This is a genomic window from Halomonas sp. 141, from assembly GCF_002810305.1.
GTDB classification, from domain to species: Bacteria; Pseudomonadota; Gammaproteobacteria; order Pseudomonadales; family Halomonadaceae; genus Vreelandella; species Vreelandella stevensii.
Genome location: NZ_PINZ01000021.1, coordinates 19,851 through 44,134 on the forward strand (window position 1 = coordinate 19,851; position 24,284 = coordinate 44,134).

22 protein-coding genes are annotated in these 24,284 nt (G+C 63.0%); 16 read left to right on the top strand and 6 right to left on the bottom strand.

Translation table 11 applies throughout. The annotated features are described in order from the left end of the window. Window positions 1–34: 34 nt before the first annotated feature. Both CWI66_RS10775 and CWI66_RS10780 read right to left on the bottom strand, forming a co-directional pair. Window positions 35–652, bottom strand: coding sequence for an IMPACT family protein (locus CWI66_RS10775; protein ID WP_100731656.1), 618 nt, complete (start codon window positions 650–652; stop codon window positions 35–37). 29 nt (window positions 653–681) lie between these two features. Continuing rightward, on the bottom strand, window positions 682–1,101 hold the full coding sequence (locus CWI66_RS10780) for a LexA family protein (protein WP_232710850.1): 420 nt from the start codon (window positions 1,099–1,101) through the stop codon (window positions 682–684). Window positions 1,102–1,361: 260 nt separating this feature from the next. On the opposite strand from CWI66_RS10780, the gene ccmA reads away from it, so the two are divergent. From ccmA to smc, 10 genes are read left to right on the top strand one after another with little or no spacing between them, the layout of a single operon-like run. Further along, window positions 1,362–1,982, top strand: a complete 621-nt coding sequence (gene ccmA, locus CWI66_RS10785; RefSeq protein ID WP_016914830.1) for a cytochrome c biogenesis heme-transporting ATPase CcmA — start codon at window positions 1,362–1,364, stop codon at window positions 1,980–1,982. 46 nt (window positions 1,983–2,028) lie between these two features. Next, window positions 2,029–2,745 (top strand): heme exporter protein CcmB, encoded by a 717-nt coding sequence (gene ccmB, locus CWI66_RS10790; protein WP_189462842.1) that lies wholly within the window; start codon window positions 2,029–2,031, stop codon window positions 2,743–2,745. Between the two features lie 14 nt (window positions 2,746–2,759). Further along, window positions 2,760–3,503, top strand: coding sequence for a heme ABC transporter permease (locus CWI66_RS10795; RefSeq protein ID WP_096922364.1), 744 nt, complete (start codon window positions 2,760–2,762; stop codon window positions 3,501–3,503). Next, window positions 3,500–3,754, top strand: coding sequence for a heme exporter protein CcmD (gene ccmD / locus CWI66_RS10800; protein WP_016914827.1), 255 nt, complete (start codon window positions 3,500–3,502; stop codon window positions 3,752–3,754). The genes CWI66_RS10795 and ccmD overlap by 4 nt, the downstream gene beginning before the upstream one ends. Then, the gene (gene ccmE / locus CWI66_RS10805; RefSeq protein ID WP_016914826.1) at window positions 3,744–4,253 is read left to right on the top strand and encodes a cytochrome c maturation protein CcmE; all 510 of its coding nucleotides are present in this window, start codon (window positions 3,744–3,746) and stop codon (window positions 4,251–4,253) included. The genes ccmD and ccmE overlap by 11 nt, the downstream gene beginning before the upstream one ends. Before the next feature lie 51 nt (window positions 4,254–4,304). Beyond that, complete coding sequence (locus CWI66_RS10810) at window positions 4,305–6,305, top strand: heme lyase CcmF/NrfE family subunit (protein WP_100731657.1); 2,001 nt, start codon at window positions 4,305–4,307, stop codon at window positions 6,303–6,305. Then, complete coding sequence (locus tag CWI66_RS10815) at window positions 6,302–6,829, top strand: DsbE family thiol:disulfide interchange protein (RefSeq protein WP_016914824.1); 528 nt, start codon at window positions 6,302–6,304, stop codon at window positions 6,827–6,829. Before CWI66_RS10810 ends, CWI66_RS10815 begins: the two co-directional genes overlap by 4 nt. Continuing rightward, window positions 6,820–7,290, top strand: a complete 471-nt coding sequence (locus tag CWI66_RS10820) for a cytochrome c-type biogenesis protein (RefSeq protein WP_026001813.1) — start codon at window positions 6,820–6,822, stop codon at window positions 7,288–7,290. Before CWI66_RS10815 ends, CWI66_RS10820 begins: the two co-directional genes overlap by 10 nt. After that, window positions 7,287–8,534, top strand: coding sequence for a c-type cytochrome biogenesis protein CcmI (gene ccmI, locus CWI66_RS10825; protein ID WP_100731658.1), 1,248 nt, complete (start codon window positions 7,287–7,289; stop codon window positions 8,532–8,534). Before CWI66_RS10820 ends, ccmI begins: the two co-directional genes overlap by 4 nt. Before the next feature lie 33 nt (window positions 8,535–8,567). After that, window positions 8,568–12,065 carry a chromosome segregation protein SMC gene (smc, locus tag CWI66_RS10830; RefSeq protein ID WP_100731659.1) on the top strand — a complete coding sequence of 1,166 codons (3,498 nt, stop codon included), beginning with the start codon at window positions 8,568–8,570 and terminating at the stop codon, window positions 12,063–12,065. Here the strand turns inward: smc and CWI66_RS10835 are convergent. Further along, window positions 12,062–13,231 (bottom strand): mandelate racemase/muconate lactonizing enzyme family protein, encoded by a 1,170-nt coding sequence (locus CWI66_RS10835; protein WP_100731660.1) that lies wholly within the window; start codon window positions 13,229–13,231, stop codon window positions 12,062–12,064. The two genes, smc and CWI66_RS10835, sit on opposite strands and share 4 nt — an antisense overlap. Window positions 13,232–13,333: 102 nt before the next feature. On the opposite strand from CWI66_RS10835, the gene CWI66_RS10840 reads away from it, so the two are divergent. The 4 genes from CWI66_RS10840 (at window position 13,334) to CWI66_RS10860 (ending at window position 19,031) form a co-directional block, all read left to right on the top strand. After that, window positions 13,334–14,242 (top strand): LysR family transcriptional regulator, encoded by a 909-nt coding sequence (locus CWI66_RS10840; protein ID WP_100731661.1) that lies wholly within the window; start codon window positions 13,334–13,336, stop codon window positions 14,240–14,242. Window positions 14,243–14,454: 212 nt separating this feature from the next. Beyond that, window positions 14,455–16,584: a cell division protein ZipA C-terminal FtsZ-binding domain-containing protein gene (locus CWI66_RS10850; RefSeq protein ID WP_198517539.1), complete on the top strand. Its 2,130-nt coding sequence runs from the start codon at window positions 14,455–14,457 to the stop codon at window positions 16,582–16,584. Between the two features lie 141 nt (window positions 16,585–16,725). After that, window positions 16,726–18,762 carry an NAD-dependent DNA ligase LigA gene (ligA, locus tag CWI66_RS10855; RefSeq protein ID WP_100731668.1) on the top strand — a complete coding sequence of 679 codons (2,037 nt, stop codon included), beginning with the start codon at window positions 16,726–16,728 and terminating at the stop codon, window positions 18,760–18,762. After that, complete coding sequence (locus tag CWI66_RS10860; protein WP_016914817.1) at window positions 18,759–19,031, top strand: YheU family protein; 273 nt, start codon at window positions 18,759–18,761, stop codon at window positions 19,029–19,031. The genes ligA and CWI66_RS10860 overlap by 4 nt, the downstream gene beginning before the upstream one ends. Here CWI66_RS10860 and mnmC read toward each other — a convergent pair. Beyond that, window positions 19,025–20,995: a bifunctional tRNA (5-methylaminomethyl-2-thiouridine)(34)-methyltransferase MnmD/FAD-dependent 5-carboxymethylaminomethyl-2-thiouridine(34) oxidoreductase MnmC gene (gene mnmC / locus CWI66_RS10865; RefSeq protein WP_232710853.1), complete on the bottom strand. Its 1,971-nt coding sequence runs from the start codon at window positions 20,993–20,995 to the stop codon at window positions 19,025–19,027. The two genes, CWI66_RS10860 and mnmC, sit on opposite strands and share 7 nt — an antisense overlap. A 207-nt stretch (window positions 20,996–21,202) precedes the next feature. Further along, window positions 21,203–21,502, bottom strand: coding sequence for a YciI family protein (locus CWI66_RS10870; protein WP_016914815.1), 300 nt, complete (start codon window positions 21,500–21,502; stop codon window positions 21,203–21,205). Window positions 21,503–21,644: 142 nt separating this feature from the next. On the opposite strand from CWI66_RS10870, the gene CWI66_RS10875 reads away from it, so the two are divergent. Next, window positions 21,645–22,583, top strand: coding sequence for a PHP domain-containing protein (locus CWI66_RS10875; protein WP_100731662.1), 939 nt, complete (start codon window positions 21,645–21,647; stop codon window positions 22,581–22,583). Window positions 22,584–22,664: 81 nt separating this feature from the next. Further along, a complete protein-coding gene (locus CWI66_RS10880; protein WP_100731663.1) occupies window positions 22,665–23,285 on the top strand; it encodes an L-threonylcarbamoyladenylate synthase in 621 nt (206 codons plus the stop codon). A gap of 70 nt (window positions 23,286–23,355) precedes the next feature. Here the strand turns inward: CWI66_RS10880 and CWI66_RS10885 are convergent, their stop codons facing one another. Continuing rightward, window positions 23,356–24,246 (bottom strand): ion transporter, encoded by an 891-nt coding sequence (locus CWI66_RS10885; RefSeq protein ID WP_100731664.1) that lies wholly within the window; start codon window positions 24,244–24,246, stop codon window positions 23,356–23,358. Between the last annotated feature and the right edge of the window lie 38 nt (window positions 24,247–24,284).

Consider the following 24,284-nt stretch of genomic DNA (forward strand, 5'->3'; position numbering starts at 1 on the left):
CGGCTTGCCGAGCCTTCATAGGCAGGCCGTGAACTTACAGTGCTTCGAATGCCACGGCCGTTTTCAGGCGATTCTCCAGACCGCTGATATCCAGCGCCACGTCGCTGGGCCAGCCGATGGTCAGGCACACGCCATGCCCGTCGTACTCAGCCTGTTCCACAGGCAGTGCCTGCTCTTCACACCAGGCTCGGGCCTGCGCTTCATGGGCGAAGCCTACACGTAACCGATAGCTGTCGCGCTCGATCACCTCCCGGGTAGGCAGTGTTTCCAGCCCCGCGTTGACGGCTTGGGCGTAGGCTCTGGCCAACCCACCGGTGCCCAGCTTGGTACCGCCAAAGTAGCGAATGACCACGCAACCCACTTCCCCTAGCTGGCTACCTTGCAGCGCCTGAAACATGGGGCGACCCGCCGTGCCGCCGGGCTCGCCGTCATCCGAAAAGCCAATGCGGGTCTGCTCCCCCGGTGGGCCGACGATAAAGGCGGTGCAGTGGTGGCTGGCATTGGGGTGGGCCGATCTGGCGGCCTGTAACAAGGCGTCGAAGGCGCTGGTGCTGGGGGCATGGCATAGCCAGGTCAGAAACTGACTTTTCTCTACTTCAATCTCGGTAGAGTGCCACGCCTCGGGAGCGATGTCAGGAATGTGGTAACGCAAACAGAACTCCTCGCCAACATAAGGACGAATCAGTGATGCTGAGTCTGCCGGGTGTGGTGCGCCACGCCCATGACCATGCCCAGCACCTGGATATCACCATTATGCAGGAATAGCACGGGCATCGCTGCATCTTCCGGGCACAAGTGGACCCCCAGGCGGGTAATCGATAAATGCTTCAAGGGAAACTGGTGGTCGTTGATGGTCAGGGTGGCCGTTTCCTGCTGGGTGTCGTGCTGATGGCGATGAATGATGAGCAGATCACCGTCGAAGAGCTGGCTGGCCTGCAAGCGGTCGCCACGAATGCGTAGGGCATAGGTGTTGTGCCGGGTCACTTGACCGTCCTGGTTTACCTGGCGAGGGGGAGAAGCAAGGCGCTGACGCAGGTTAGACGGTGGCAGCGGTTGAGAAGGTACGTGAGACGTTATCTGGGGGGTGAGGCAGATCGTCATTGTGTGTTCTCCCATGCAGCGCCTGTGCCAAGGCGGTCGAGTGAGCGAATGGATAAGCGTGGTTGAAGAGGTGTCTATCCATACAGTGGTTATAGTATAAGCCTGTTTTTGCATACAGTGCTAGTGCTGTTTGAAGCGTGGCTTTTGTGGCGAGGGCTTGAGCTGTGTCATGCTGCGACCCCAGGCCGCAGAGCGTGACTGGCGAGAAAGCGCCTTTCCGTGTAGAGTTCGACCCAAAATTAATGCGTCTGGAGAGTCTCTTGAGCCTGTGCCTGCAAGCCCGACAACTGGCCTGTGAACGCGATGATCGTTGGCTATTTGAAGGACTTGACCTCGACATCAAGGGCGGCGAGATCGTCCGCATCGAAGGCCCCAACGGCAGTGGTAAAACCACGTTGTTGAAGATCCTCTCCGGCCAACTGACCGACTACCGTGGCGAGCTATTCTGGAACGGTGCCCCCATGCACCAGGCCCGTGAACATTTTCTCGCAAACCTACTCTATCTAGGGCACGCCCCCGGCGTTAAAGCGGGTCTCACGCCGTTGGAAAATCTGGCGTGGTATCAAGCGCTCAATGGCGAAAAAGGCAGCGATCAACAGCGTGAGCAAGCGCTGTTCGAGGTTGGTCTGGTGGGCTTTGAAGATGTCCCGGCAGGACAACTTTCCGCTGGTCAGCAGCGGCGTATTGCCTTGGCAAGGTTGACGCTGACGCCGCGCGCGCTATGGGTCCTGGATGAGCCTTTCACGGCGATTGACCGCCACGGTGTCATGGCGTTGGAAGCGCAGCTGGTCGCACATGCTCAGTCTGGCGGCTGTGTTCTGGTGACGACCCACCATGCACTGACCGAATCATCGGTGCTGAGACGTATTCAGCTGGGCTAAAAAGGAGTCAGCGTTGCAACGTTCACACGCCCTATCTTCACACGCCCTGTCGAGTGCCCCTGAGGTGGTCCTGCATACCCCGCAGGGGGGGCTTGGAGTGGCCATTCATGCCACGCTCAAGCGCGACCTGACGCTGATGTTGCGGCGCAAGGGTGAGGTGCTGAACCCGCTGGTGTTCTTTGCACTGGTCATCACGCTGTTTCCCATTGGCATCTCGCCTGACCCTGTCTTGCTGGCCAGCATTGCGCCGGGACTGCTGTGGGTAGCGGCGTTGCTGGCGGCCCTGCTGTCGCTGGATAGCCTGTTTCGCAGCGATTACGAAGACGGCAGCCTGGAGCAGCTGCTGTTGGCCCCTCAGCCGCTGGCGGCGCTGGGGCTTGCCAAGGTGGCCGTGCATTGGCTGTTGACCGGGCTGCCGCTAGCGCTGATGGCGCCGGTGTTGGGCATCATGCTGTCGCTACCAGCAGGCAGCTACGGGGTGCTGGCGCTGTCGTTGGCGCTGGGCACCGCGAGCCTGAGCCTGATAGGGGCTATTGGCGCGGCGCTGACCGTGGGGCTGGCCAAGGGCGGGGTACTGCTGTCCCTGCTGGTGCTGCCGCTGTATATCCCGGTTCTGATTTTTGGGGCGGGCGCGGTACAGGCCGCCATTCTGGGTGATGGGATGGCCGCTCACCTGGCCATACTGGGGGCGCTGCTGGCGGTGTCGCTCATGCTGGCACCCTGGGCGATTGCCGCGTCGCTACGCATCAGCATTAACGGTTAAAGGATGGGAAGACCATGTGGGGCTTTATAAACAAACTGCGATCTCCCAAGTGGTTTTATGCGATCAGTGCCAAGCTGCAACCCTGGTTTTGGGTGGCAGCCGCGCTGTTGCTGGCCGTGGGCAGCGTATGGGGGCTGGTGTTCGCCCCGGCCGACTATCAGCAGGGCAACAGTTTTCGCATCATCTATGTGCATGTGCCTGCTGCGTTTCTGGCCCAGTCCATCTTTGTCTCCATGGCTATCTCCGGGCTGGTGTTCATGGTCTGGAAAATCAAGGTCGCCGACATGTTGGCCACCGTGATTGCGCCGCTGGGCGCTGCCATGACCTTCATCGCGCTGTTTTCCGGCGCCGTCTGGGGCGTGCCTACCTGGGGCACCTGGTGGATGTGGGATGCTCGGCTCACCTCGATGCTGATCCTGCTGTTCCTCTATCTTGGGGTCATCGCCCTGCGTGGCGCCTTCACCAGCCGTGACAGCGGGTCGCGGGCAGCTTCCGTGCTGGCCATGGTGGGTGTGATCAATATTCCGATCATCAAATACTCCGTCGATTGGTGGTACACCCTGCACCAGCCCGCTACGTTCACCATCACCGGGCGCGCGGCCATGCCCATGGAAATGTGGGCACCGCTGCTGATCATGGTGCTGGGCTTCTACAGCTTTTTTATCGCGCTTGCCTTGATGCGTACCCGCAGTGAAATTCTGCGCAGGGAAGCCAACAAGCGCTGGGTGCGTGAACTCGCCGAGGAGGTGAGCCAGTGACCTTTGCCTCGCTGAACGAATTCTTTGCCATGGGCGGCCACGGTCTCTATGTGTGGGCCGCCTGGGGCGTAACTGCGCTTCTGATGTTAGGGATCCTGCTGCATGCTCGCCTGGAGCGGCGCCAGTTGATCAAGGGAGTCAAACGCCGCATGCGTCGTGAAAAAGCGCAGCGCACGGCTTCCCCCTACGGTACTACGGCTGCGCAGAACCCGGTTAACTCTGCTCAAGGGGATGTTCGCAATGACGCCTAAACGCAAGCAAAAGCTGTTTATCTTTCTGGGCCTGGTCTCGCTGACCGCCATCGCCGTGGGGCTCACGCTGTATGCGCTGCGCGCCAACATCAACCTGTTCTTCAGCCCGGTACAAATCGCCCAGGGGGATGCCCCTCTGGACCGCCAGATTCGTGCCGGTGGCATGGTCCGAGAGGGCTCGGTACTGCGTGACCCCGACAGCCTCGACGTAGCGTTCACGGTGACCGACTACGTGGACGATGTCGAGGTCTACTACAGCGGCATCCTGCCCGACCTGTTCCGTGAAGGGCAGGGCGTGGTGGTGGTGGGCCAGCTGCAGGCCGATGGCCGACTCTACGCCGATAAAGTGCTGGCGCGTCACGACGAAAACTACATGCCGCCGGAAGTCGCCCAGGCACTGAAAGAAGCGGGCTATTCGCCCGCTGATTTCCAGGCCAAGGCCGCCGAAGTGGGTAAGCGCCTGGAGCAGCAGGGCGTTCCACAAGCAAGCGATTACTAACGGCTTATCCCTGCAATATTCGGTAATGCTTACTGCCAATGCGGAGCGCTCATGCTGATTAAAATGATTCCTGAAATTGGCCACTTTGCGCTGGTTATCGCGCTATTGATGGCGATCGTGCAGGCCGTGATGCCGCTGCTGGGAGCCGCTACCCGCCGCCCCCTCTGGATGGCCTATGGTTACCCCATGGCAACCGGCCAGTTCCTGTTCGTGGCCATTGCCTACCTGTGCTTGACCACCAGCTACATGCTGGATGATTTCAGCGTGGCCAACGTGGCCAACAACTCCAACTCCCTGCTGCCTTGGTACTACAAGTTCAGCGCCGTCTGGGGCAACCATGAAGGTTCGGTCCTGCTCTGGAGCCTGATGCTGGCAGGCTGGGGCTATGCGGCTTCGGTGTTCTCCAAGGAGTTGCCTCGGGACATGGTGGCTCGGGTGCAGAGCGTCATGGGCATGGTGTGTGTCGGCTTCCTGTTGTTCATCCTGATGACCTCCAACCCCTTCGAGCGGCTGCTGCCCAACATGCCCGCCGACGGCGCTGACCTGAATCCGCTGCTGCAGGACTTCGGCCTGATTGTTCACCCGCCGATGCTTTACATGGGCTACGTGGGCTTTTCGGTGGTGTTTGCGTTTGCCATTGCGGCGCTGCTGGGGGGGCGTCTGGATGCCGCCTGGACCCGCTGGGCGCGCCCCTGGACCAACATTGCCTGGGCGTTTTTGACCGTGGGCATCGCGCTGGGTAGCTGGTGGGCCTATTACGAGCTTGGCTGGGGCGGCTGGTGGTTCTGGGACCCGGTGGAGAACGCTTCGCTGCTGCCCTGGCTGACGGGCACGGCGCTGGTACACTCGCTGGCGGTGACCGAGAAGCGCGGCTCGTTCAAGAGCTGGACCGTACTGCTGGCCATCGCGACCTTCTCGCTCTCCTTGCTGGGTACGTTCCTGGTGCGTTCGGGCGTGCTCACCTCGGTCCACGCATTTGCCAACGACCCGTTCCGTGGCTTCTTCATCCTGATGTTGCTGGCCATCACGGTCACCCTGTCGCTGCTGGTATTTGCCCTGCGTGCTCCGCGGGTCAGCCACAAGGTGGGCTTCAACTGGCTCTCTCGGGACTCCTTGCTGCTGATCAACAATGTCCTGCTGGTCATCATGACCGTGACGGTACTGCTGGGCACCGTGTATCCGCTGATTCTGGATTCGCTGGGGCTGGGCAAGATCAGCGTCGGGCCTCCCTACTTCAATGCCCTGTTCGTTCCGCTGACCGTGGTGATGTGTATCTTCATGGGCCTTGGCCCGCTGGCCCGCTGGAAGAGCATGAGCGGCAAGGAGCTGTGGCGCAAACTGTGGCTGGCGGGCGCAGCTTCGCTGGCGCTGGGCATCGCCATGCCGCTGGTGTATGGCCGTGAATGGAACCTGTGGGTAGCGCTGGGCATCATTTCGGCGCTGTGGATCGTGCTGTCCATGGTGCGCGACCTGTTCGACAAGACACGCCACGCCAGTTCGTTCGTGGCGGGCCTGCGCAAGCTGTCGCTCTCCTATTGGGGCATGGTGCTGGGCCACCTGGGCGTGGCGGTCACCATCGTGGGCGTGGCCGTGGTGTCGAACTACAACATCGAGCGTAACGTGCGCATGTCGCCGGGTACGACGGTGGAAGTTGCCGGGTACCAGTTCACCATGACCGAACTGACCAATCGTCGTGGCCCCAACTTCCTGGCCGATACCTCGATCATTCAGGTTCAGCGCGGTGAAGAAGGACGCAGCTTCGTCATGCGGCCGGAAAAGCGCCTCTACCTGGCCACCGGCATGCCCATGACCCAGGTAGCGCTGCGCCCCGGTTTCTTCCGTGACCTCTACGTGGCCATGGGCGAAGACCTGGGCGATGGCAGCTACGCCATGCGCGTGCAATACAAGCCCTTCGTGCGCTGGCTATGGCTGGGTGGCCTGCTGATGGCCTTCGGCGGTCTGCTGGCCGTCATCGACAAGCGCTACCGCCGAGTCAGCGTACGCCAACCTGAGACTGCCCGAGCCCAGCCCGCTCAGGAGGCGCCGGTATGACGCGACGTTTGCTACTGTTACTGCTGCCCATCGGTTTCCTGGGCATTGCGCTGTTTCTCTATCAAGGGTTGGGGCAGGACCCTTCCCAGCGGGATTCGGCCCTCATGGCGCGGGAGTTTCCTGAGTTTCAGGCCACTACCTTGCGTGACGCCGAACGCCAGGTCGACCAGTCGCTGTTCATCGGCGAAGTGACGCTGGTCAACGTCTGGGGCGAGTGGTGTCCGGCCTGCAAGCAAGAGATGCCGCAGCTGCTGTCACTGGCGGATCACGGTATCCGCATGGTGGGCATCAACTATCGGGATACCCGCGAGAAAGGCCTGGAGTTTTTGACCGAATTCGGCGACCCCTTCGAGATCAACATCTTTGACCCGGATGGCAGCCTTGGTTTCGACCTGGGCGTGTACGGCGCGCCGGAAACCTTTCTGGTGGATGCCGAGGGCGTGATCCGCTATCACCACAAGGGCTATGTCTCCCCGGAAGATGTCCGTGACCGTATCCTGCCGGAGGTAGAAAAATGGCGATAATTCGTTGGATAGTGACGGCCATGCTGCTGGCCACCGCCGGTAGCGTCATGGCCGGCGGAATCGAAGTGCGCGAGTTCGATGATCCGGTACTGGAAAAGCGCTACCGCGACCTGACCGCCTCCATGCGCTGCCCGCTGTGTGAAAACCAGGCCATCGACGACTCCGATGCGCCCATCTCGGCGGACATGCGCGAGCGCGTCTACGTGCTGCTGAACGAAGGCCAGGCCGATATCGAAATCATCAACCACATGGTGCAGCGTTTCGGCGATTACATTCTCTACAACCCGCGTCTGGAGAACCGCACCTATTTGCTGTGGGGGTTGCCCATCGTTCTGGTGGTGATTGGCCTGGTGGTCGTCATCATGGTGGTGCGTGCCCGCCGCAACGCCTCTGCCAAGGCCCTGAGCGCAGAAGAACGCGCCCGCCTGAATGCCCTGATTAACCGCGAGAGGTCGTCATGACACCGGTCTGGATTGCGATTGCTTTACTGCTGATACCTGCGCTGTGGCTGCTGGTGGCACCCATGCGCGGCGCTCGCACGCTGCGTGACCAGTTGGAAACCTTCGAGGCCAACGACACCACGGCCGAGCAGAACGTGGCGATTTTTCAGCGCCGGCTGGCCTCGCTGGAGGCCGCCCGGGATCGGGGAGACATCGACGACGCGCGCTACCAGGAAGATCGTCTGGAGCTGGAGCGTAGCCTACTGGAAGACACCGTCGTCGAGACCCGTCGGCCGCTGAAGTCTGCCAGTGCTGGCCGCCTGATGGTGCCGCTGGTGATGGTGGCCGTGGTCGGTGCCAGCACGTTCTGGTACCAGCAGTATGGTGCCGAAGGCGACCTGACGCTGTACGCCATCCAGCAGGAAGTGCGTCAGCACCCTGAAGGCTCGCTGAGCATGTTCACCGAGCGGATGGAAGCCGAAGCCGAGCGCCAGCCCAACAACCCCAACGTGTGGAGCGCGCTGTTTCCCATTTATCGCGACACCGGCCAGACCGATAAGGCCGTGGATGCGCTGGAACGTTTGCTGGATATCGATGGGCGTATCCCGCCGCTGTTGGCACAAATGGCACAGCTGCAGTTCTTCATGGCCGAGCGTCAGTTGACGCCGGAAGTGCAGGCGCTGGTAGATGAAACGCTGGCGCTCGACCCACGCCAGCCCACGGTGCTGGGCCTGCTGGGCATTCACGCCTTCGATAGTGGTGATTACGAAACGGCCATCGACCGCTGGCGCCGAGCCGTGGCCAACATCGAAAATCCGGAAACGGCGGCCTCCCTGCGCGACGGTATCCGTGTAGCTCAGGAGCGGATGGGTGTCGTGCCGGAAAGCGCCGATGCCGAGGCTGCACAGAGCCAGGGTATACGGGTGAATGTCTCGCTGGACGCCGAGCTGGAAGGCAGTGTCAGTGATGACGCCACGGTGTTCATTACCGCTCGCGATATGGATGGCGAGCTGCCACCGCTGGCGGTGATTCGTGCCCAGGTCGCGGAGCTGCCGATGACGGTAGTGCTGGATGATACGGCGGCCATGTCGGCGGACGCCCAGATCTCCCAGGTGCGTGAAGCGCGCCTGATGGTGCGCGTATCGCCCTCGGGCCAGGCTACACCGCAACCCGGGGACCTGTTCGGTGACCTGGAGAGCGTCACCGTAGGCCCGATCAGCGATGATCAAGCAGCCGAGGTGGTCATCAACCGCGTTTTTGAGTAACCTCCGCGACTTTCGCTGCAGGAAAGGATCACAATGCGCTTAACCTCCATTCGTCTTGTCGGGTTCAAGTCCTTTGTCGATCCGGTCACCGTCCCCTTCGATGGCAATATGACCGCCATCGTGGGGCCCAACGGGTGCGGCAAGTCCAATATCATCGACGCCGTGCGCTGGGTCATGGGCGAGTCGTCTGCCAAGACCCTGCGCGGCGAATCCATGGCCGACGTGATCTTCAACGGCTCGACGGGGCGCAAGCCCGTCGGGCAGGCCTCTATCGAACTCAAGTTCGACAACCGCGACGGCGGCATGGGCGGTGTCTATGCCCAGTACGCTGAAATTGCCGTCAAGCGCCTGGTCACCCGAGACGGGCAGTCCAACTACTTCTTCAACGGCCAGAAGTGCCGCCGCCGGGACATCGCCGACCTGTTCATGGGGACCGGCCTCGGCCCGCGTTCGTACGCCATCATCGGCCAGGGCATGATTTCGCGGCTCATCGAAGCGCGCCCCGACGACCTGCGTGCCACCCTCGAAGAGGCTGCCGGTATCTCCAAGTACAAGGAGCGTCGCCGGGAAACCGAAAACCGCATGCGCCGGACCCAGGAGAACCTGGAGCGACTGGACGACATCCGCGACGAGCTGGACAAGCAGCTGGAGCGCCTCAAACGCCAGGCCGAAGCCGCCAAACGCTATCAGGAACTCAAACAGCAGGAGTATCGCCTCAAAGGCGAGCTGGCGCTGCTGCGTGGGCGCACCCTGCGTGCCGAGCAGTCGCATCAGGAAAGCCGGGTGCGCGAGCTGGAAATTGCCGTCGAGAAAGACGTGTTCGGCGTGCGCCAGTGCGAGACCCGGCTGGAGCAGGCCCGCGAACAGCATGACGAGCTGGCCGATGTGCTGGAGCGTCACCAGCAGCAGTTTTTCGAGACCACCACCCGCATCGCCCGGCTGGAACAGGACCAGGCCCACCGTCGCAGCCGTGAAGCGCAGCTGGCCAGCGACATCGCCACGGCCCGCCGCGACCTGGATGAGCAGCGGCTGGTCAGCGAAGGCGACCGCGAGCGACTGTTCGCCATCGACGAACGCCTGGAAGACGTACTGCCCGAATACGAAGCCCTCGAAGAGCAGCTGGCGGAGCTGGAAGAGACCCTGGCGTCGGCCAGCCCCGCCCTGGAGGCCGCCGAGCAGCAGTGGAGCGATGCCGAAAATCGCTGGCGCGAAGCCAGCCGCGATGCCGACCGCCGCCAGGATCAGCTGCGTGATCTGGAGCAGCGAATTGCCCGCCTTCAGGCCGAAGGCCAGCGCCGCCGCCAGCAGCGCGGCGAGCTGGCCGACATGGCCGCCCTGCGCCAGGAGCACGCCGAGCATCACGCTCGGTTGACCGAGGCCGACCAGCGCGCCGCCACGTTCCAGAGCCAGCGCGAGCAGTGGCAGCAGCGCTTCAGCGATGCCAAGGCGGCTTACCAGCAGGCCCAGCAAGCGCGAGACCAGCAGCGTCAGGCGCTCAGCCAGCAGCAGGGCGAGTTGGCATCGCTGCAAGCATTGATCGATGCCGCCCTGGCGGACCACGACCCTCAATCTGGTGAGGCGCTGGCAGCATACGGTTTGGCCGAGGCACCGCGGTTGGGCGAGGCCATCGACGTGTCGGCGGGCTGGGAGCGAGTGATCTCCTGGCTGTTGGCCCCCTGGCTCAACGCGCGGCTGGTGGCCACCCGACAGCTGCAGGCGCTACCCGAAGCACTGGCCACCGACTGGTGCCTGATCGACCAGGCGCTGCCCGCCGGGCTGCCCAATACGGGCCAGCGGCTGCACACACTGGTCACCGGGGCGGGGGCCTTGAGCGAGTGGTTGGCGAGCATTCACTTCGTCGACAGCGCGGATGACATTGAGGCGCTGCTGCCCAGCCTGGCCAAGGGTGAAAGCGTGGTCAGCCGCGATGGCGTCTGGCGTGGGCGGGGGTGGCTGCATCAGCAGGCCAACGGCGAAGGTGTGGATGCCCTGCTGGTGACCCGCCGCCGCTTCACCGAGCTGGCCGAGCAGCGCGCCCAGGCCGAAGAGGCGCTGGCGCTGCTCGATGCGCAGTGCGACACGGCCAGCGAGGCGCTGGACGCGCTGGAGGAGCAGCGCGAGCAGCAGGCCGAGCAGGAGCGTGATCACGCCAGCGCCCGCCAACAGCTGGCCATCCAGGAGCAGCGCCTGGCCCAGCGGCTGGAGCATCTGCAAGGCCGTGCCGCCGAGCTGGACGATGAGCTGGCCCAGCTGCAAGAGGATGAGGCGGAGTTAACGCTGACGTTGGAAGAGCAGCGTGCCCGCTGGCACACCGCCATGGAGCAGCTGGAAGCCGCCTCCGAAGCCCGAGAAACCAGCGCCGAGCAGCGCCATCAACAGCGTGAGCAGCGCGAGCGGCTCAATCAGCAACACGCCCCGCTCAAGGCACGGCAACAGGCGCTGGCGCTGGAGCGGGAAAGGTTGAAGGCCGAGCGTGACAGCCTTCAAGCCCAGCAGGCCCGCTCCAGCGATAGCGAGGCGCGGCTGACCCTGCGCATTGCCGAGCTGGAAGAGTCCCGGGAAATGCTGGTAGAGCCGGATGAACTCGCCAGCGAAGAGCTGGAAGAGCTGCTGCATCAGCGCGAGCAGCAGGAGCGCCGCCTGAACGAGACGCGCCAGCAGGCCCAGGCCCTGGCCGAGCAGCTGCGCAATGACGAGCTGGCCCGCCAACAGCACGAGCGTAATCTGGAGCAGAGTCGCGAACAGCTACAGCAGCGGCGCATGGAGGTGCAGGCGCTGGCACTCAAGGCGGCCACTCAGGACGAGCAGTTGGCGGAACTGGGGCACAATGCCGATGAACTGGCCGAGACGCTGCCCCAGGACGCCAGCGAACCCACCTGGCAGGAGCGGCTGGAGAATACCTCCGAAAAAATTCGTCGCCTGGGCGCCATCAACCTGGCGGCTATCGAAGAGTATGACCAGCAGGCGGAGCGGCGTAACTACCTGGAAGCCCAGCATGCAGAGCTCAGCGAAGCGCTGGAGACCCTGGAGCGCGCCATCAAGCGCATCGACCAGGAAACCCGGGTGCGCTTCAAGGAAACCTTCGAACAGGTCAATACCGGGCTGCAAACCCTGTTCCCCCGAGTGTTCGGTGGCGGGGCTGCCTGGCTGACTCTGACGGGAGACGACCTGCTGGAAACCGGTGTGGCGATCATGGCACGCCCACCGGGCAAGAAGAACAGCACCATTCACCTGCTGTCCGGTGGCGAAAAAGCGCTTACGGCGCTGTCGCTGGTGTTTGCCATCTTCCAGCTCAACCCCGCGCCGTTCTGTATGCTCGACGAGGTGGACGCGCCGCTGGACGATGCCAACGTGGGGCGCTATGCCAAGCTGGTCAAGGAGATGTCGGAGAACGTCCAGTTCATCTACATCACCCACAACAAGATTGCCATGGAAGCCGCCGAGCGCCTGATGGGGGTGACCATGCAGGAGCCCGGCGTCTCGCGGCTGGTGTCGGTGGGCATCGACGAAGCCGCCGCGCTGGTGGATTAGCCTTCGCCCAGCTCCCGCATCACCGCGTACAGCGCCGATTTTGCTTCGAAACCCACGCCGGGAATGTCCGGTAACCCCACGTAGCCATTCTCGACGCGAATGCCGTCGGCAAAGCCACCGAAGGGCTGGAAAACATCCGGGTAGGACTCGTTGCCTCCCAGGTGCAGCCCCGCCGCGATATTCAGCGACATTTGGTGGCCACCGTGAGGCACCACACGGCGTGAGGACCAGCCAAGCTCATCCATGACTTGCAGCGTGCGCATGTACTCCACCAGGCCATAAGAAAGCGCGCAGTCGAACTGCACGAAATCTCGGTCTGGGCGCATGCCGCCATGACGGAGCAGGTTGCGCGCATCCTGATGGGAGAACAGGTTTTCGCCGGTGGCCATGGGCAGGCTGTAATGGTTGGCCAGTTCCGCCTGCAGCGCGTAATCCAGCGGGTCTCCGGCCTCTTCGTACCAGAACAGTCGGTAAGGCTTCATTGCCTCGGCGTAGGCAATGGCCGTTGGCTGGTCGAACCGCCCGTTGGCATCGACCGCCAAGCGGCTGCCATCGCCCACCACCTCCAGCACGGCCTCGATACGGCGCAGGTCTTCATCCAGAGAGGCCGCGCCAATTTTCATCTTCACTACCTCGTAACCGCGGTCCAGGTAGCTACGCATCTCATCTTGCAGCTTGGAATGGTCTTTGCCGGGGTAGTAATAGCCTCCTGCTGCATAGACCCACACCTTGTCATCGGCCTGCCCGCCGCGATACCGGTCGGCCAGCAGACGATATAGCGGCTTGCCCTCGATTTTCGCGACGGCATCCCAGATGGCCATGTCGATCGTGCCTACCGCCACGGAACGCTCGCCGTGGCCGCCTGGCTTCTCGTTGGTCATCAGGGTTTTCCAGATCGCGAACGGGTCCAGGTTGTTGTTCGCATGGTCGATCAGGCTGTCCGGGTCGGCCTCCTTGAGGCGATCCAGGAAACGGTCGCGCATCAGAGCACCCTGGCCATAGCGTCCGTTGGAGTTGAATCCGTAGCCAATCACAGGCTTACCGTCACGGATGACGTCGGTGACGACCGCCACCACCGAACAGGTCATCCTGGAAAAGTCGATGTACGCATTGGCGATGGGGGAGGCGATAGAGACGGTTTTCTCACGAATTTCCAGAATACGCATGGGAGGCTCCTCACACAGTGGTCGCCTCACCATAGGGGGTGACAGTGGCGGCTGACTAATGCTATTAGTCAGCTACCCCATGCTGAAATGGCATTGCCCGCGATGGAACTGAACTGGTTGGAAGACTTCAATGCCTTGGCCGAACACGGCAGTTTCATCCGTGCCGCCCAGGCGCGCCATGTGACGCAACCCGCGTTCAGCCGCCGAGTCAGAGCGCTGGAGCAGTGGATGGGGGTGGCTCTTTTCGTGCGCACGCCCCAAGGCACCACGTTGACCGAGGCGGGCCAGCATATTCAGGCTAGTGTCATCGATGCCGCAGGGCGACTCTATCGTTTACGCAGTGAAGCCCAGGAAGTTGCCCAGCGCGCAACGGCGGCGCTCCAGTTTGCGGCCACTCATTCACTCTCGTTTACTTTCTTTCCGCGTTGGATACGCCAACAAGAGCAAAGTGCCGCGCTGCATGCCGTACAACTTCACTCCGATAGCATGACCAACTGCGAGCAGCTCTTACTGCGCGGAACGGCACAGTTTTTATTGAGCCATCGAGACCCCGCCGTCGACTCGCCTCTGGAAGCGAAGCACTTCGAGAGTCTCACCGTCGGTCAGGATCGATTGATTCCTCTGGTGGGGCGCGAGCTGGGGCTTGGCGCGGCTTCCTCGTTTTTTCCTTATTTAGCGTACACTGACGCCTCGGGGCTAGGGCGCATTTTGCGCCATCGTCTGGGTCAGCGGCAGCCAGCCACACTCTCTTCCCAGGCCCATTTCAGCAGCCATCTGGCCGCCGTGCTGATGTCCATGGCCATCGAGAACAAGGGGTTGGCCTGGCTGCCTGAAAGTCTTTCCGAACAAGAAGTTGCGGAAGGGCGCCTGGTGCGCGCGCTGCCCCCGGAGTGGGACGTGCCGGTGGCCATACAGCTGACACGGCCGCGCCAGTTGGCCAGCCCTTTCGCCAGCGCGTTTTGGCAAACGCTGGTGGCTACTCAGAGAGGTCAGAAAGTGACCACTCGATAGCGGCACTTTATGGGCTTGATAAGGTCTTTAGATTGGCCTAAAAAGCGTATATGCAAGTTTAAAAGTGCAAATGCCTGCAAAAAGTGGCCCTTTTTGTAATAATCGCGCTATGCTTGGCACTAAACGTATCTTGATAAGAAGGTCCCCCATATTTGGGTGCCGCGCACGCGCTGCATCTGGTAACCGGTTAGTTGACCCATGGAATGCTCGACATGGAATTAAGAGAGTGGTTAATCATTCTAGGACTGGCTCTGGTGTCGCTCATCGTCGTTGATGGTGCGCGAAGGCTTCAGCGTCAACGGCGTGTCCCGCAGCTGGACCAGGCTGGCAAGGATCTGCCCGCCGTCAAGCCGGAAGAGTTGAGTGACGAGGCCAAGGAAGCGGAAATCAACTGGGAACTGCCCAATGGCGGTGCTCGGGTCGTCAAACCCGCCGATTACAGTGGCCTGGGCCAAAAGCCCAAGTTGAAGCGTCAGGACCACCCCGGGCCTTCCAAAGTCCTTTCTGACTTCCGCCGCTCGTTTGCTCAATCCGTGACCGCAAACGCAAAGTCGTTTACTTCGAAGTCTTCCAAACCTGCCGTGGCCCAAGCGGCAGCAGCGAACGGTGAGACCGCCAAGCGCAGCGAGCCCCCAAAGGCGGCTCCATCACGTGCCGAACCGTCGATGTCCCCGTCGCCCGTCTCAACACCAGTTGCACACAGTGTCATGCCCGAGGCAGCGTCCGCTGCTTCCCGAGAAGCCGCCCATAGCGAGCCCCGCCGTGAGCCCAGCCTGTTCGCGGGTGAGCCGACGTCTCAGCATGAAGCTGTAGCTCCAGAAGCCACTGTTTCAACTGTTTCAGAAGCCACTGCTCCAGAAGCCATCGCTTCAAAAGCCATTGTTTCAGAAAGCACCGTCTCAGAAGCCAAGACTCCAGAATCTCTGGTGTCAGAAGAAACTGCAGCCCCAGAAGCTGTGGCTCCTGAAGCTATCGCCGTGGCGTCTGCTGCTCCGGTTCCCGTCGAGTCAGCCATCCAGCAGCAGCCTTCTCCAGAAACGGCTGCTCCTACGGTGTCCGAGCCTGCGGTTGAGCCCGTATCCACCACACCGGCTGCCGAAGACGAACACCAAGCCACGGCGGCCGCTGCCGCTGAGAGCGTCGAGCCTGTTCTGTCCGCCACGGACACGCCGGAAAGCACGCCGCTGAGCGCCGTAGAGCTGGAACCCGATGCCGAGCCGGTGCTGCGCGCCGAGCCGGAAGATGCCGTCTTTGCCAAGTCCTCCGAGACGCCCAGGCGTCGGCAGCTGCGTTCGGATATCGCAGGCGACGTGGACGAGCTGGACGACGACGAGGTAGATCGTTACCGCCTGGTCGATTTCGAAGGCATTGGCCGCTCCTTCAAGCGCCGTATTATCGAGCGTCGCAAACAGAAAGCGATCAAGAAAGCCGAAAAAGCCAAGCGCGCCGAAGCGCTGGCCAAGCAGAAAGCCGAGCGCAAAGCGCTGGAAGCCGAGCAGCGCCGCGTGGCCAGGGAAGCGGCAGAAGCAGAGAAAGCGCGCATCGCACAGGAAAAAGCCCAGGCCCGCGAGTTAGCGGCGACGGAAGCTGCCGCCAAACGCACTACGCGTGGCAAGGCTCCGGCTCTGGACAGCTACGAGGCTGCCGAGCGCTTCGATGCACCGCTTAGCGCCCATGATGATGCCTCGCCGCGCTATGATGCTCATTATGCCGACGATGCTCATTATGCCGATAGCGCCGCCGAGACAGGTTACGACGCTGCTTACGCGGATATCGACGCGGGCTACGATGAGTCCTACGAGGCTCGGGACAGCGTGGTACGCGCCCACCCGACGCTGGAGAAGGCGCTGCGTCACGACGTCAACGGCGAGCACGCACGAGAAACTCTGGCAGATGCCGAAGAGATGATCGTCATCAGCGTGCTGTCTCGCGACCCGGAAGGGTTCGATGGCAGCAAGCTGCTGGAGCTGATGATGGCGTGTGGCCTGCGTTACAGCCGGACCATGGGCGTGTTCAACCGGTTTGAAACCGAAAGCGAGGAAAGCGAGCTGCAGTTCTCCATGGTGAACGTGCTGAAGCCCGGCACTTTCCCCATCGAAGAGATGGACGAGTTCGTTACCCCGGGCATCACCTTCCTGATGCCGCTGCCTGGCGCGCTGGATAGTGCCGCTGCCTTCGAGGCCATGGTGGAAACCGCCATGGTGGTGGTGCGCCACATGGGCGGCGAATTGAAAGATGAGAACCGCAGCGTCATGACGGCACAAACCATCGAGTTTGCCCGCCAGCGGGTGCGCGATTTCGAGCGGCGCCATCGGCTGCATCGCCAGCTACAGGCACGCTAAACGTTTCTGTCATGGCCACACCCGCCTTCTACCCGAAGGCGGGTGTTTTTGTTATTGCCGTTTCGATTGCTGCGCGTTTTTAATACTGCCCATTTTTATGTCGCACTGACCCCTTTTTTTCATCTGTTTCGGAATGCCCGCATGAGTTCGCTAGACCCCGCCCTGCTAGAAGAGATTGGCCAACTGCGCGCTGATCTGGATGACGCCAATTATCGCTACTATGTGCTGGACGAGCCAACGCTGACCGATGCCGACTACGACCGCAAACTGCAGCGTTTGCAGCAGATCGAGGCAGAACACCCTGACCTGATATCACCAGATTCGCCCACCCAGCGAGTGGGCGCGGCCCCGGCGGAAGGCTTTCCGGAAGTGGCCCACGCCATTCCCATGCTGTCGCTGGACAACGCCTTCAGCCGGGAAGACATCGTGGCCTTCGCCCAGCGGGTGGCCGAGCGCCTGGAGTGCCAGCCCGAGGAGATCGAATTCAGCTGCGAACCCAAGCTGGATGGCGCAGCGGTCTCGCTGGTGTACGAACAGGGTGTGCTGGTCAGCGGGGCAACGCGTGGCGATGGGCGTACGGGCGAGGGTATTACCTCCAACCTGCGCACCTTGCGCTCGGTGCCGCTCAAGCTGATGGGCGGCACGTTGCCCGAGCTGGTGGAGGTGCGTGGCGAGGTCATCATGCGCCACGCCGGGTTCGAAGCGCTGAACCAGCGTGCCCGAGACGAGGGCAGCAAGGTATTTGCCAACCCGCGTAACGCGGCAGCAGGCAGCCTGCGCCAACTCGACCCGCGCATCACTGCAACGCGACCGCTGGAGTTCCACGCCTATCAGGCGGCGCGGTTGGAGCCCGATATGGGCGATACCACCCACAGCGCCTTGATGGCCAGGCTCTCCCAGCTGGGGTTCAAAACCAGCACCGAGCTGAGCGTGTTGCAAGGGCCAGACGCCGTGGCCGACTACTGTGAACGGCTGGGCGAAAAGCGTGACCAGCTGGGCTACGACATCGACGGCGTGGTGATCAAGGTCAACGACCTGCGCCACCAGCGGGAGCTGGGCTTCGTGTCCCGCGCGCCACGCTGGGCGGTGGCCTTCAAGTTCCCTGCCCAGGAAGAAGTCACGCTGCTCAACGACGTGGAGTTTCAGGTAGGCCGTACCGGCGCGATTACCCCGGTGGCACGGCTGGAGCCGGTCACGGTGGCGGGGGTGACGGTGTCCAACGCCACGCTGCACAATGCCGATGAGATCGAGCGCCTGGGCGTCATGATTGGCGACACCGTGGCGATTCGGCGGGCGGGGGACGTGATTCCTCAGGTGGTGCGTGTCGATGTCGAGAAGCGCCCAGCCGAAGCCCGCGCCATTGTATTCCCTGACCAGTGCCCGGTGTGCGGCTCAGAAGTCGAGCGCCTGGAAGGCGAGGCGGTGGCCCGCTGTTCCGGCGGCCTCTACTGCGCGGCCCAGCGCAAGGAAGCGCTCAAGCACTTTGCCAGCCGCAAGGCCATGGACATCGACGGCCTGGGGGAGAAACTGATCGAGCAACTGGTCGAGCAGGACTGGGTCAAGACCCCCGCCGAGCTGTTCCACCTGACCGTCGAGCAGCTCAAAAGCCTGCCGCGCATGGGTGAAAAGTCCGCCACCAATCTGGTCAATGCGCTGGAAAAAGCCAAGCAGACCACGCTGCCACGGTTCATTTACGCACTGGGCATTCGTGAAGTGGGCGAAGCCACCGCTGCCAACGTGGCCAACCACTTTGGCACGCTGCAAGCCCTTCAGGAGGCCGACACGCCCGCGCTGGAAGCGGTCAACGACGTGGGGCCCATCGTGGCGAAACACATCCATACCTTTTTCCGGCAGCCGCACAACCTCGACACCCTGGATGCGCTGATTGCGGCGGGGGTTGTCTGGCAGGAAACCGAGGTGGCCCAGGGGCCCACGCCGCTGGAAGGCCAGTCCTGGGTGCTGACCGGCGCCATGGAGAGCATGACCCGTGACGAAGGCAAGGCACGTTTGCAGGCGCTGGGAGCCAAAGTGGCGGGCAGCGTGTCCAAAAAGACCACCTGCCTGGTGGCCGGTGAGGCTGCGGGCAGCAAGCTCACCAAAGCCGAGGAACTAGGCGTCGAAGTGATCGACGAAGCCACCTTTATCGAGCGTTTGAGCGCGTGGGAGCAGAGCGAATGAGCCGTTTCATAGAAGTCCCCGCCCGCATGCTGCCGCCCGAGACGCTGGATGCGCTGCTGGAAGCGTTCGTGACCCGCCAGGGTTACGACACCACCGATACCGGCGAAGGCATGCGCGGCTGGGTCGCCGAGGTCAAGCGGCAGCTGGAGCGTCACGAGCTGATCATCGCCCATGACCTGGAGCTGGAAATGACCGAAGTGATGACGCTCGCCCAATGGCGTGCCTTTGGGCGAGAGCTGGCCGATGACGAGGAAGAGGGCGATTACTGAGCGCGGATCAGCGCACTGATCAGGCGCCTTCCCGGGTGCAGGTGGTCCACCAGCGGCTGCTCCAGAGGGAGCGGCTCATCGCACAGGCTGGAAGCCAGCACTTCGGCGCACAGCGGCGCGCTGGCCAGCCCACGAGAGCCATGGGCAGTGGATATCCACAGCCCGCTATGGTGTTGGCCTGGGGTCTCCGGCACCTTCGAGGCATCCTTGGCCAGCGCCGCGTAGGCCGTGCGCCACGCCGCTGCGTCGGGCACTGGCCCGGCATAGGGGGTCTTGTCGGGGCTGGCGGCGCGCACGGCGGCTCGGCCCGTCAAGGCGCTGGGCGTCAGCGGCCCTGTGGCGGCCTCCAACGCCGCGACCCAGTCGGGCAAGGCCTGGCGCAGCTCGTCGAGATTGCGCTGATGGTCTGCGTCGGCGGTGTGGGTGGTGGCATCGTTGGGCACGAAGCTGGCGCCGAAGGTGAGCACGCCCTCCAGCGGCGGCGAGACATAGCCCCCCGCACACACCACGCGCTGGGGAGCCGCCGTGCCTTCCGGCAGCGGCAGCTCGCTCACCTGGCCACGCACCTGCTGCAGCGGCAGCTCCGATGTCTGGGCGAAACCATTGGCCAATGACGCCGTGGCAATCACCACCTGGTCGGCGGCCAGGGTGTCTCCGTTGGCCAGGGTAATCTGCCAGCCCGCTGGCGTGGGGTGCAGCGCCGTGGCTTCCCCGTGGTGCAGGGTGATGCCGGGGTGTTGCAGTAGTTGCTCGCACAGCCGTTTGGGCTGTACCCATCCCGCCTGTGGGTAAAAAAGGCCCTGTGCCGCTGCCGTGGGCACCCCGGCCAGTGCGTCGGGGGCCTCGCTGGCCGCGACCAGCGTTTCCGGCAGCGGGTGGTGGGCCATGAAGCGCTGCTGGCGGCTCGCCTCTTTCTCGCTCAAGGCCAGCTGCACCACGCCGCAGGGCTGCCAGAGCGGCGGCTGCTGTGGCCCCGCGGCCGCGAGTTGGCCCAGCCAGCGCTGGCTGTAGAGCAGCCCCGCCAGGTAGAAGCGGCTCTGCAGGTTGGTTTCCACCGCAAGCTTCACGTATAGCGCCCCCTGCCGATTACCCGACCCGCCCGCGCCGGGTTGCTCACGCTCCAGCACCGTTACCTGGCGGCCGCGCCGTGCCAGGGCGGCCGCCACGCTGCTCCCGGCCATGCCTGCGCCAATCACCACGATGTGCTGTGAGCGAAGGGGGGGCGGTGGCGTAAACCACGGCGTCCGCTGGCGGCGGTTGTCCACAGGCGGTGCGGCAATACTGCCAGCCAGCATTTCCCGCTTGCGACCGAAGCCAGGCACCTTCTGCCAGGCGAAGCCTGCGGCTTTCAGGCCGCGCTTGACGATCCCCGCGCAGGTGAAGGTGGCAAAGGTGGCCCCGGGCCGCGAACGGGCCGCCATGGCAGCAAACAGCTCGGGCTGCCACATCTCAGGGTTTTTGGAAGGAGCAAAGCCATCCAGGAACCAGGCATCCACCTGGCCTTGCAAGGCTTCCAGCCGTTCGGTGGTGTCGCCAAAGTGCAGGTCCAGGGTGACGCGTTCGCTCAGGTGCAAACGGTGAACGCCGCTGACGGGATCGGGCCACAGGGCGCAGAGCGCCTGTGAATAACTGGCCAACGATGGCCAGGCGCTCAGGGCACGCGCCAGGGCTGTGTGGCCCAACGGGAATTTTTCGGTAGAGAGCAGGTGCAGCCGTGCCCCTGGTGGGGCGTGGCGTTCGAAGCAGGCCCAGGCACACAGCATGTTCAGCCCGGTGCCAAAGCCGGTCTCTCCAATCACGAATGCTCGGGGGGCCTGCCACTCGGCAAACCGCTGGGGCAGGTGGTTGGCCGCCAGAAAGACGTGTTCGGTTTCCGCGCGACCGTCCTCCCGGGAAAAATAGACGTCACCGAAGGCATCAGAGTGCGGGGCATCGTCGTTCCAGGAGAGCGTCGGGGCGGTCATGGCCGCCAGCGGGGGCAGGTCAGTGGGGCGCTGGGTCACGCGAATATCCGTGGTGGTCGAAGGGTGAACGAAGGTGGTCAAAAAATGATCAATTTGTTCAGCAGGGCGCTATCTCTGGCTTATAGAAAAGCGTCCGCCGTGTTTTCACAGAGTTTTCCACAGGCTCTGTGAAAAAGCAGGCGGACCCTCCACAGTCGCCCTTGTGGGTCAAGGCAAAACTTTCTTGAACGGCTTAACAATTACCTTGGCATAGACCCCGGCAATGATGTAAGGGTCGGCATCCGCCCAGGCCTTGGCCGCTTCCAGGCTGTCGAATTCGGCCACCACCAGGCTGCCGCTAAAGCCCGCTTCGCCGGGGTTGTCGGTGTCGATGGCCGGGTGGGGGCCAGCCAATACCAGACGGCCTTCGTCACGCAGCGCTTCCAGCCGTGCCAGGTGGTCCGGGCGGGCGGCCAGTCGGCGCTCCAGGCTATTGGCCACATCTTCACTGATAATTGCATACAGCATGGGGATAACTCCTTGAAGGCAGTGCGGTTGGGGAAGCCTTGCAATCGCTCCCGGCATTGACCGCGTGCTGGTTAACGCGCACCATGGCGAGCTATTGTACCACACGCCTATTCTGACAAACTCGCCACACGGCGTCATGCTAATGCCACGACTTCCTGAAGCTTTTCCCCCTGCACTGCCCCGTGTGTTCGATGCCGATCAGCGTTACCCGGTCGATTTGCACATGCACTCTACCGCCTCGGATGGGGCGCTGCCGCCTGACGAGCTGGTGGCGCTGTGTGCCGCCCGAGGCATGACGCACATTGCCCTCACCGACCACGACACCATGGACGGCACGGCAGAAGCCAGCCTGGCCGCCGAGCAGGCGGGCCTGTGCCTGGTGCCCGGCTGCGAGTTATCCACGCGCTGGCAGGGCATCGGTATTCACGTGGTGGCGTTGATGCCGGGCGGCTTGCAGGGAGCGCTGGTGGAGGGCCTGGAGCAGCAGCGTCAGGCGCGTATCCAGCGGGCTGAAGTGATTGCCGAGCGGCTGGAGAAAATGGGCCTGCCCGATGCGTTGGCCAAGGCCCGCGCCCAGGCAGGCAGCGACCGCCCGTTGGGGCGCCCGGATTTTGCCCGTGCCTTGGTGGCGGAAGGCGTGGTGGCCGACTGGGCCGGAGCCTTCAAGCGCTACCTGGGCAGCGGCAAGAAGGGCGATGTGAAAGCCCACTGGCCCGAGATTGCCGATGTCGTGGGCTGGGTGGTGGCGTCCGGCGGCGTCGCGGTGCTGGCCCACCCGCTGCGCTACGGGCTGACCCGGCGCAAGCGTGGCCTGTTGCTGGATGCTTTCACCGCCGCAGGGGGCGAGGCGGTCGAGCTGGTCAGCGGCCAGCAGAACCCGGACAGCACCCGTGACCTGGCGCGTCAGCTGGTGGAGCGCTCGCTGTACGCCTCGCTGGGCAGCGATTTTCACTTTCCCGGCAGCCACGCCGCCCCGGGCAGCATGAGCGTGGTGCCACGTACCGCCGCGCCGCCCATCTGGGAACACCCTCGGCTGGCGCACATGCGCGATGCCGCGCCGGGCATGCTGGTGGCTGGGTGATCACGCGCCGTATCGGCTAAGCTGTAGGTATCGCGCCAACGAATGTGCAACGAACGGACCGCCGAACGGCAGGAGCAAGCGATGAGCCAATATTTCCAGATTCACCCCGAGAACCCGCAAAAACGGCTGATCGATCAGGCCACCGAGATCATTCGCAAAGGGGGCGTGGTGGCGTACCCCACCGACTCCGGCTATGCGCTGGGCTGCCACCTGGGCGAAAAGAAGGCCATCGAGAAGATCAAATGGCTGCGCTCGCTGGACGACAAGCACAACTTTACCCTGATGTGTTCGGACCTTTCCGAGATCGGTACCTACGCCAAGGTAGACAACGCCGTGTTCCGGCTGCTGAAAGCCCACACGCCGGGGCCTTACACCTACATTCTGGATGCCACCACGGAAGTGCCGCGCCTGCTGCTGCACCCCAAGCGCCGCTCGATAGGCGTACGCGTGCCGGACCATCGGATTACCCACGCCTTGCTGGAAGCGCTGGGTGAGCCGCTGATGAGTGTGACGCTGATTCCGGTGGGAGAAGCGCTGCCCATGAACGACCCGGAAGAGATCCGTGAGCGCTTTGGGGCGCATCTGGATCTGATCATCGACGGCGGCGCTTGCCACCTGGACCCGACCAGTGTCATCGACCTGCGCGAACTGCCGCCGACCATCGTGCGGGAAGGGCGCGGCGACACCACGCCTTTCCAGTAGTGTTTCACTCGTTCTCTTTCACAAGCCCTTTTTCCAGCTGCCATGACGCCAGCACCTCCCGGCGCTGGCGTTATTGTTGGGGGGCTTCCTCGGGCGGTTCTTCCTTGGGCTTGCGCGGGTCTTCGCTCTCTTCGTCCAGCCAGGTGCCACAGCGTAGGCAGTAGCGGGCGCGTTTTTCGTGGCGGTCGTGGCCGCAGCCGGGGCAGGCTTCTTCCGAGTAGCGGTCTTCGCGGATGGAGCGGATCACCTGGGCCGAGAATACCCCGGTGGGCACGGCAATGATCGAGTAACCAATCAGCATCAGGATGACGGTGATGGCCTTGCCCAGCGGGGTGGCGGGCACGATGTCGCCGTAGCCCACCGTGGTCATGCTGACGATGGCCCAGTAAATGGAGATCGGGATGCTGGTGAAACCTGCCTCGTCGGACTCGATGGTGTACATCAGTGCGGCAAACAGCGTCACCAGCATCAGAATGCTGAAAAAGAACAGCAAAATCTGGCGCAGGCTGCGCTTCAGGGCATCCAGCAGCAGCCGTGCTTCCCCGACGAACTCCATCAGGCGCAGGATGCGGAAAATGCGCAGCACGCGCAGAATCCGCACGATCACCAGCGCATGGGCGCCGGGCAACAGCAGCACCAGCCAGGTGGGGATGATCGCAATCACATCGACCACCCCGTAAAAGCTCTTGAGGTAGACGGTGGGCCGCTCCAGGCAGTAAAGACGCACCAGTAGCTCAAGGCTGAACAGCAGCGTGAACGTCCACTCCATGTAGAAAAACAGTGTGTCATAGCGCTGGGCGTACTGCTCTACGCTGCCCAGCAGAATCACCGCCACGCTCAGCAGGATGGCGATGATCAAGGCGATATCGAACGCTTTGGCCCCCGGGGTATCCGACTCGAAAATCACGTGGAATAACCGCGTGCGCAATCCTTCGGCACCGGGGCTGAGGTCAAAGCTCATGGTTTCGTCCTGAAATAAGCGGCCAAGGGGGATGCGTT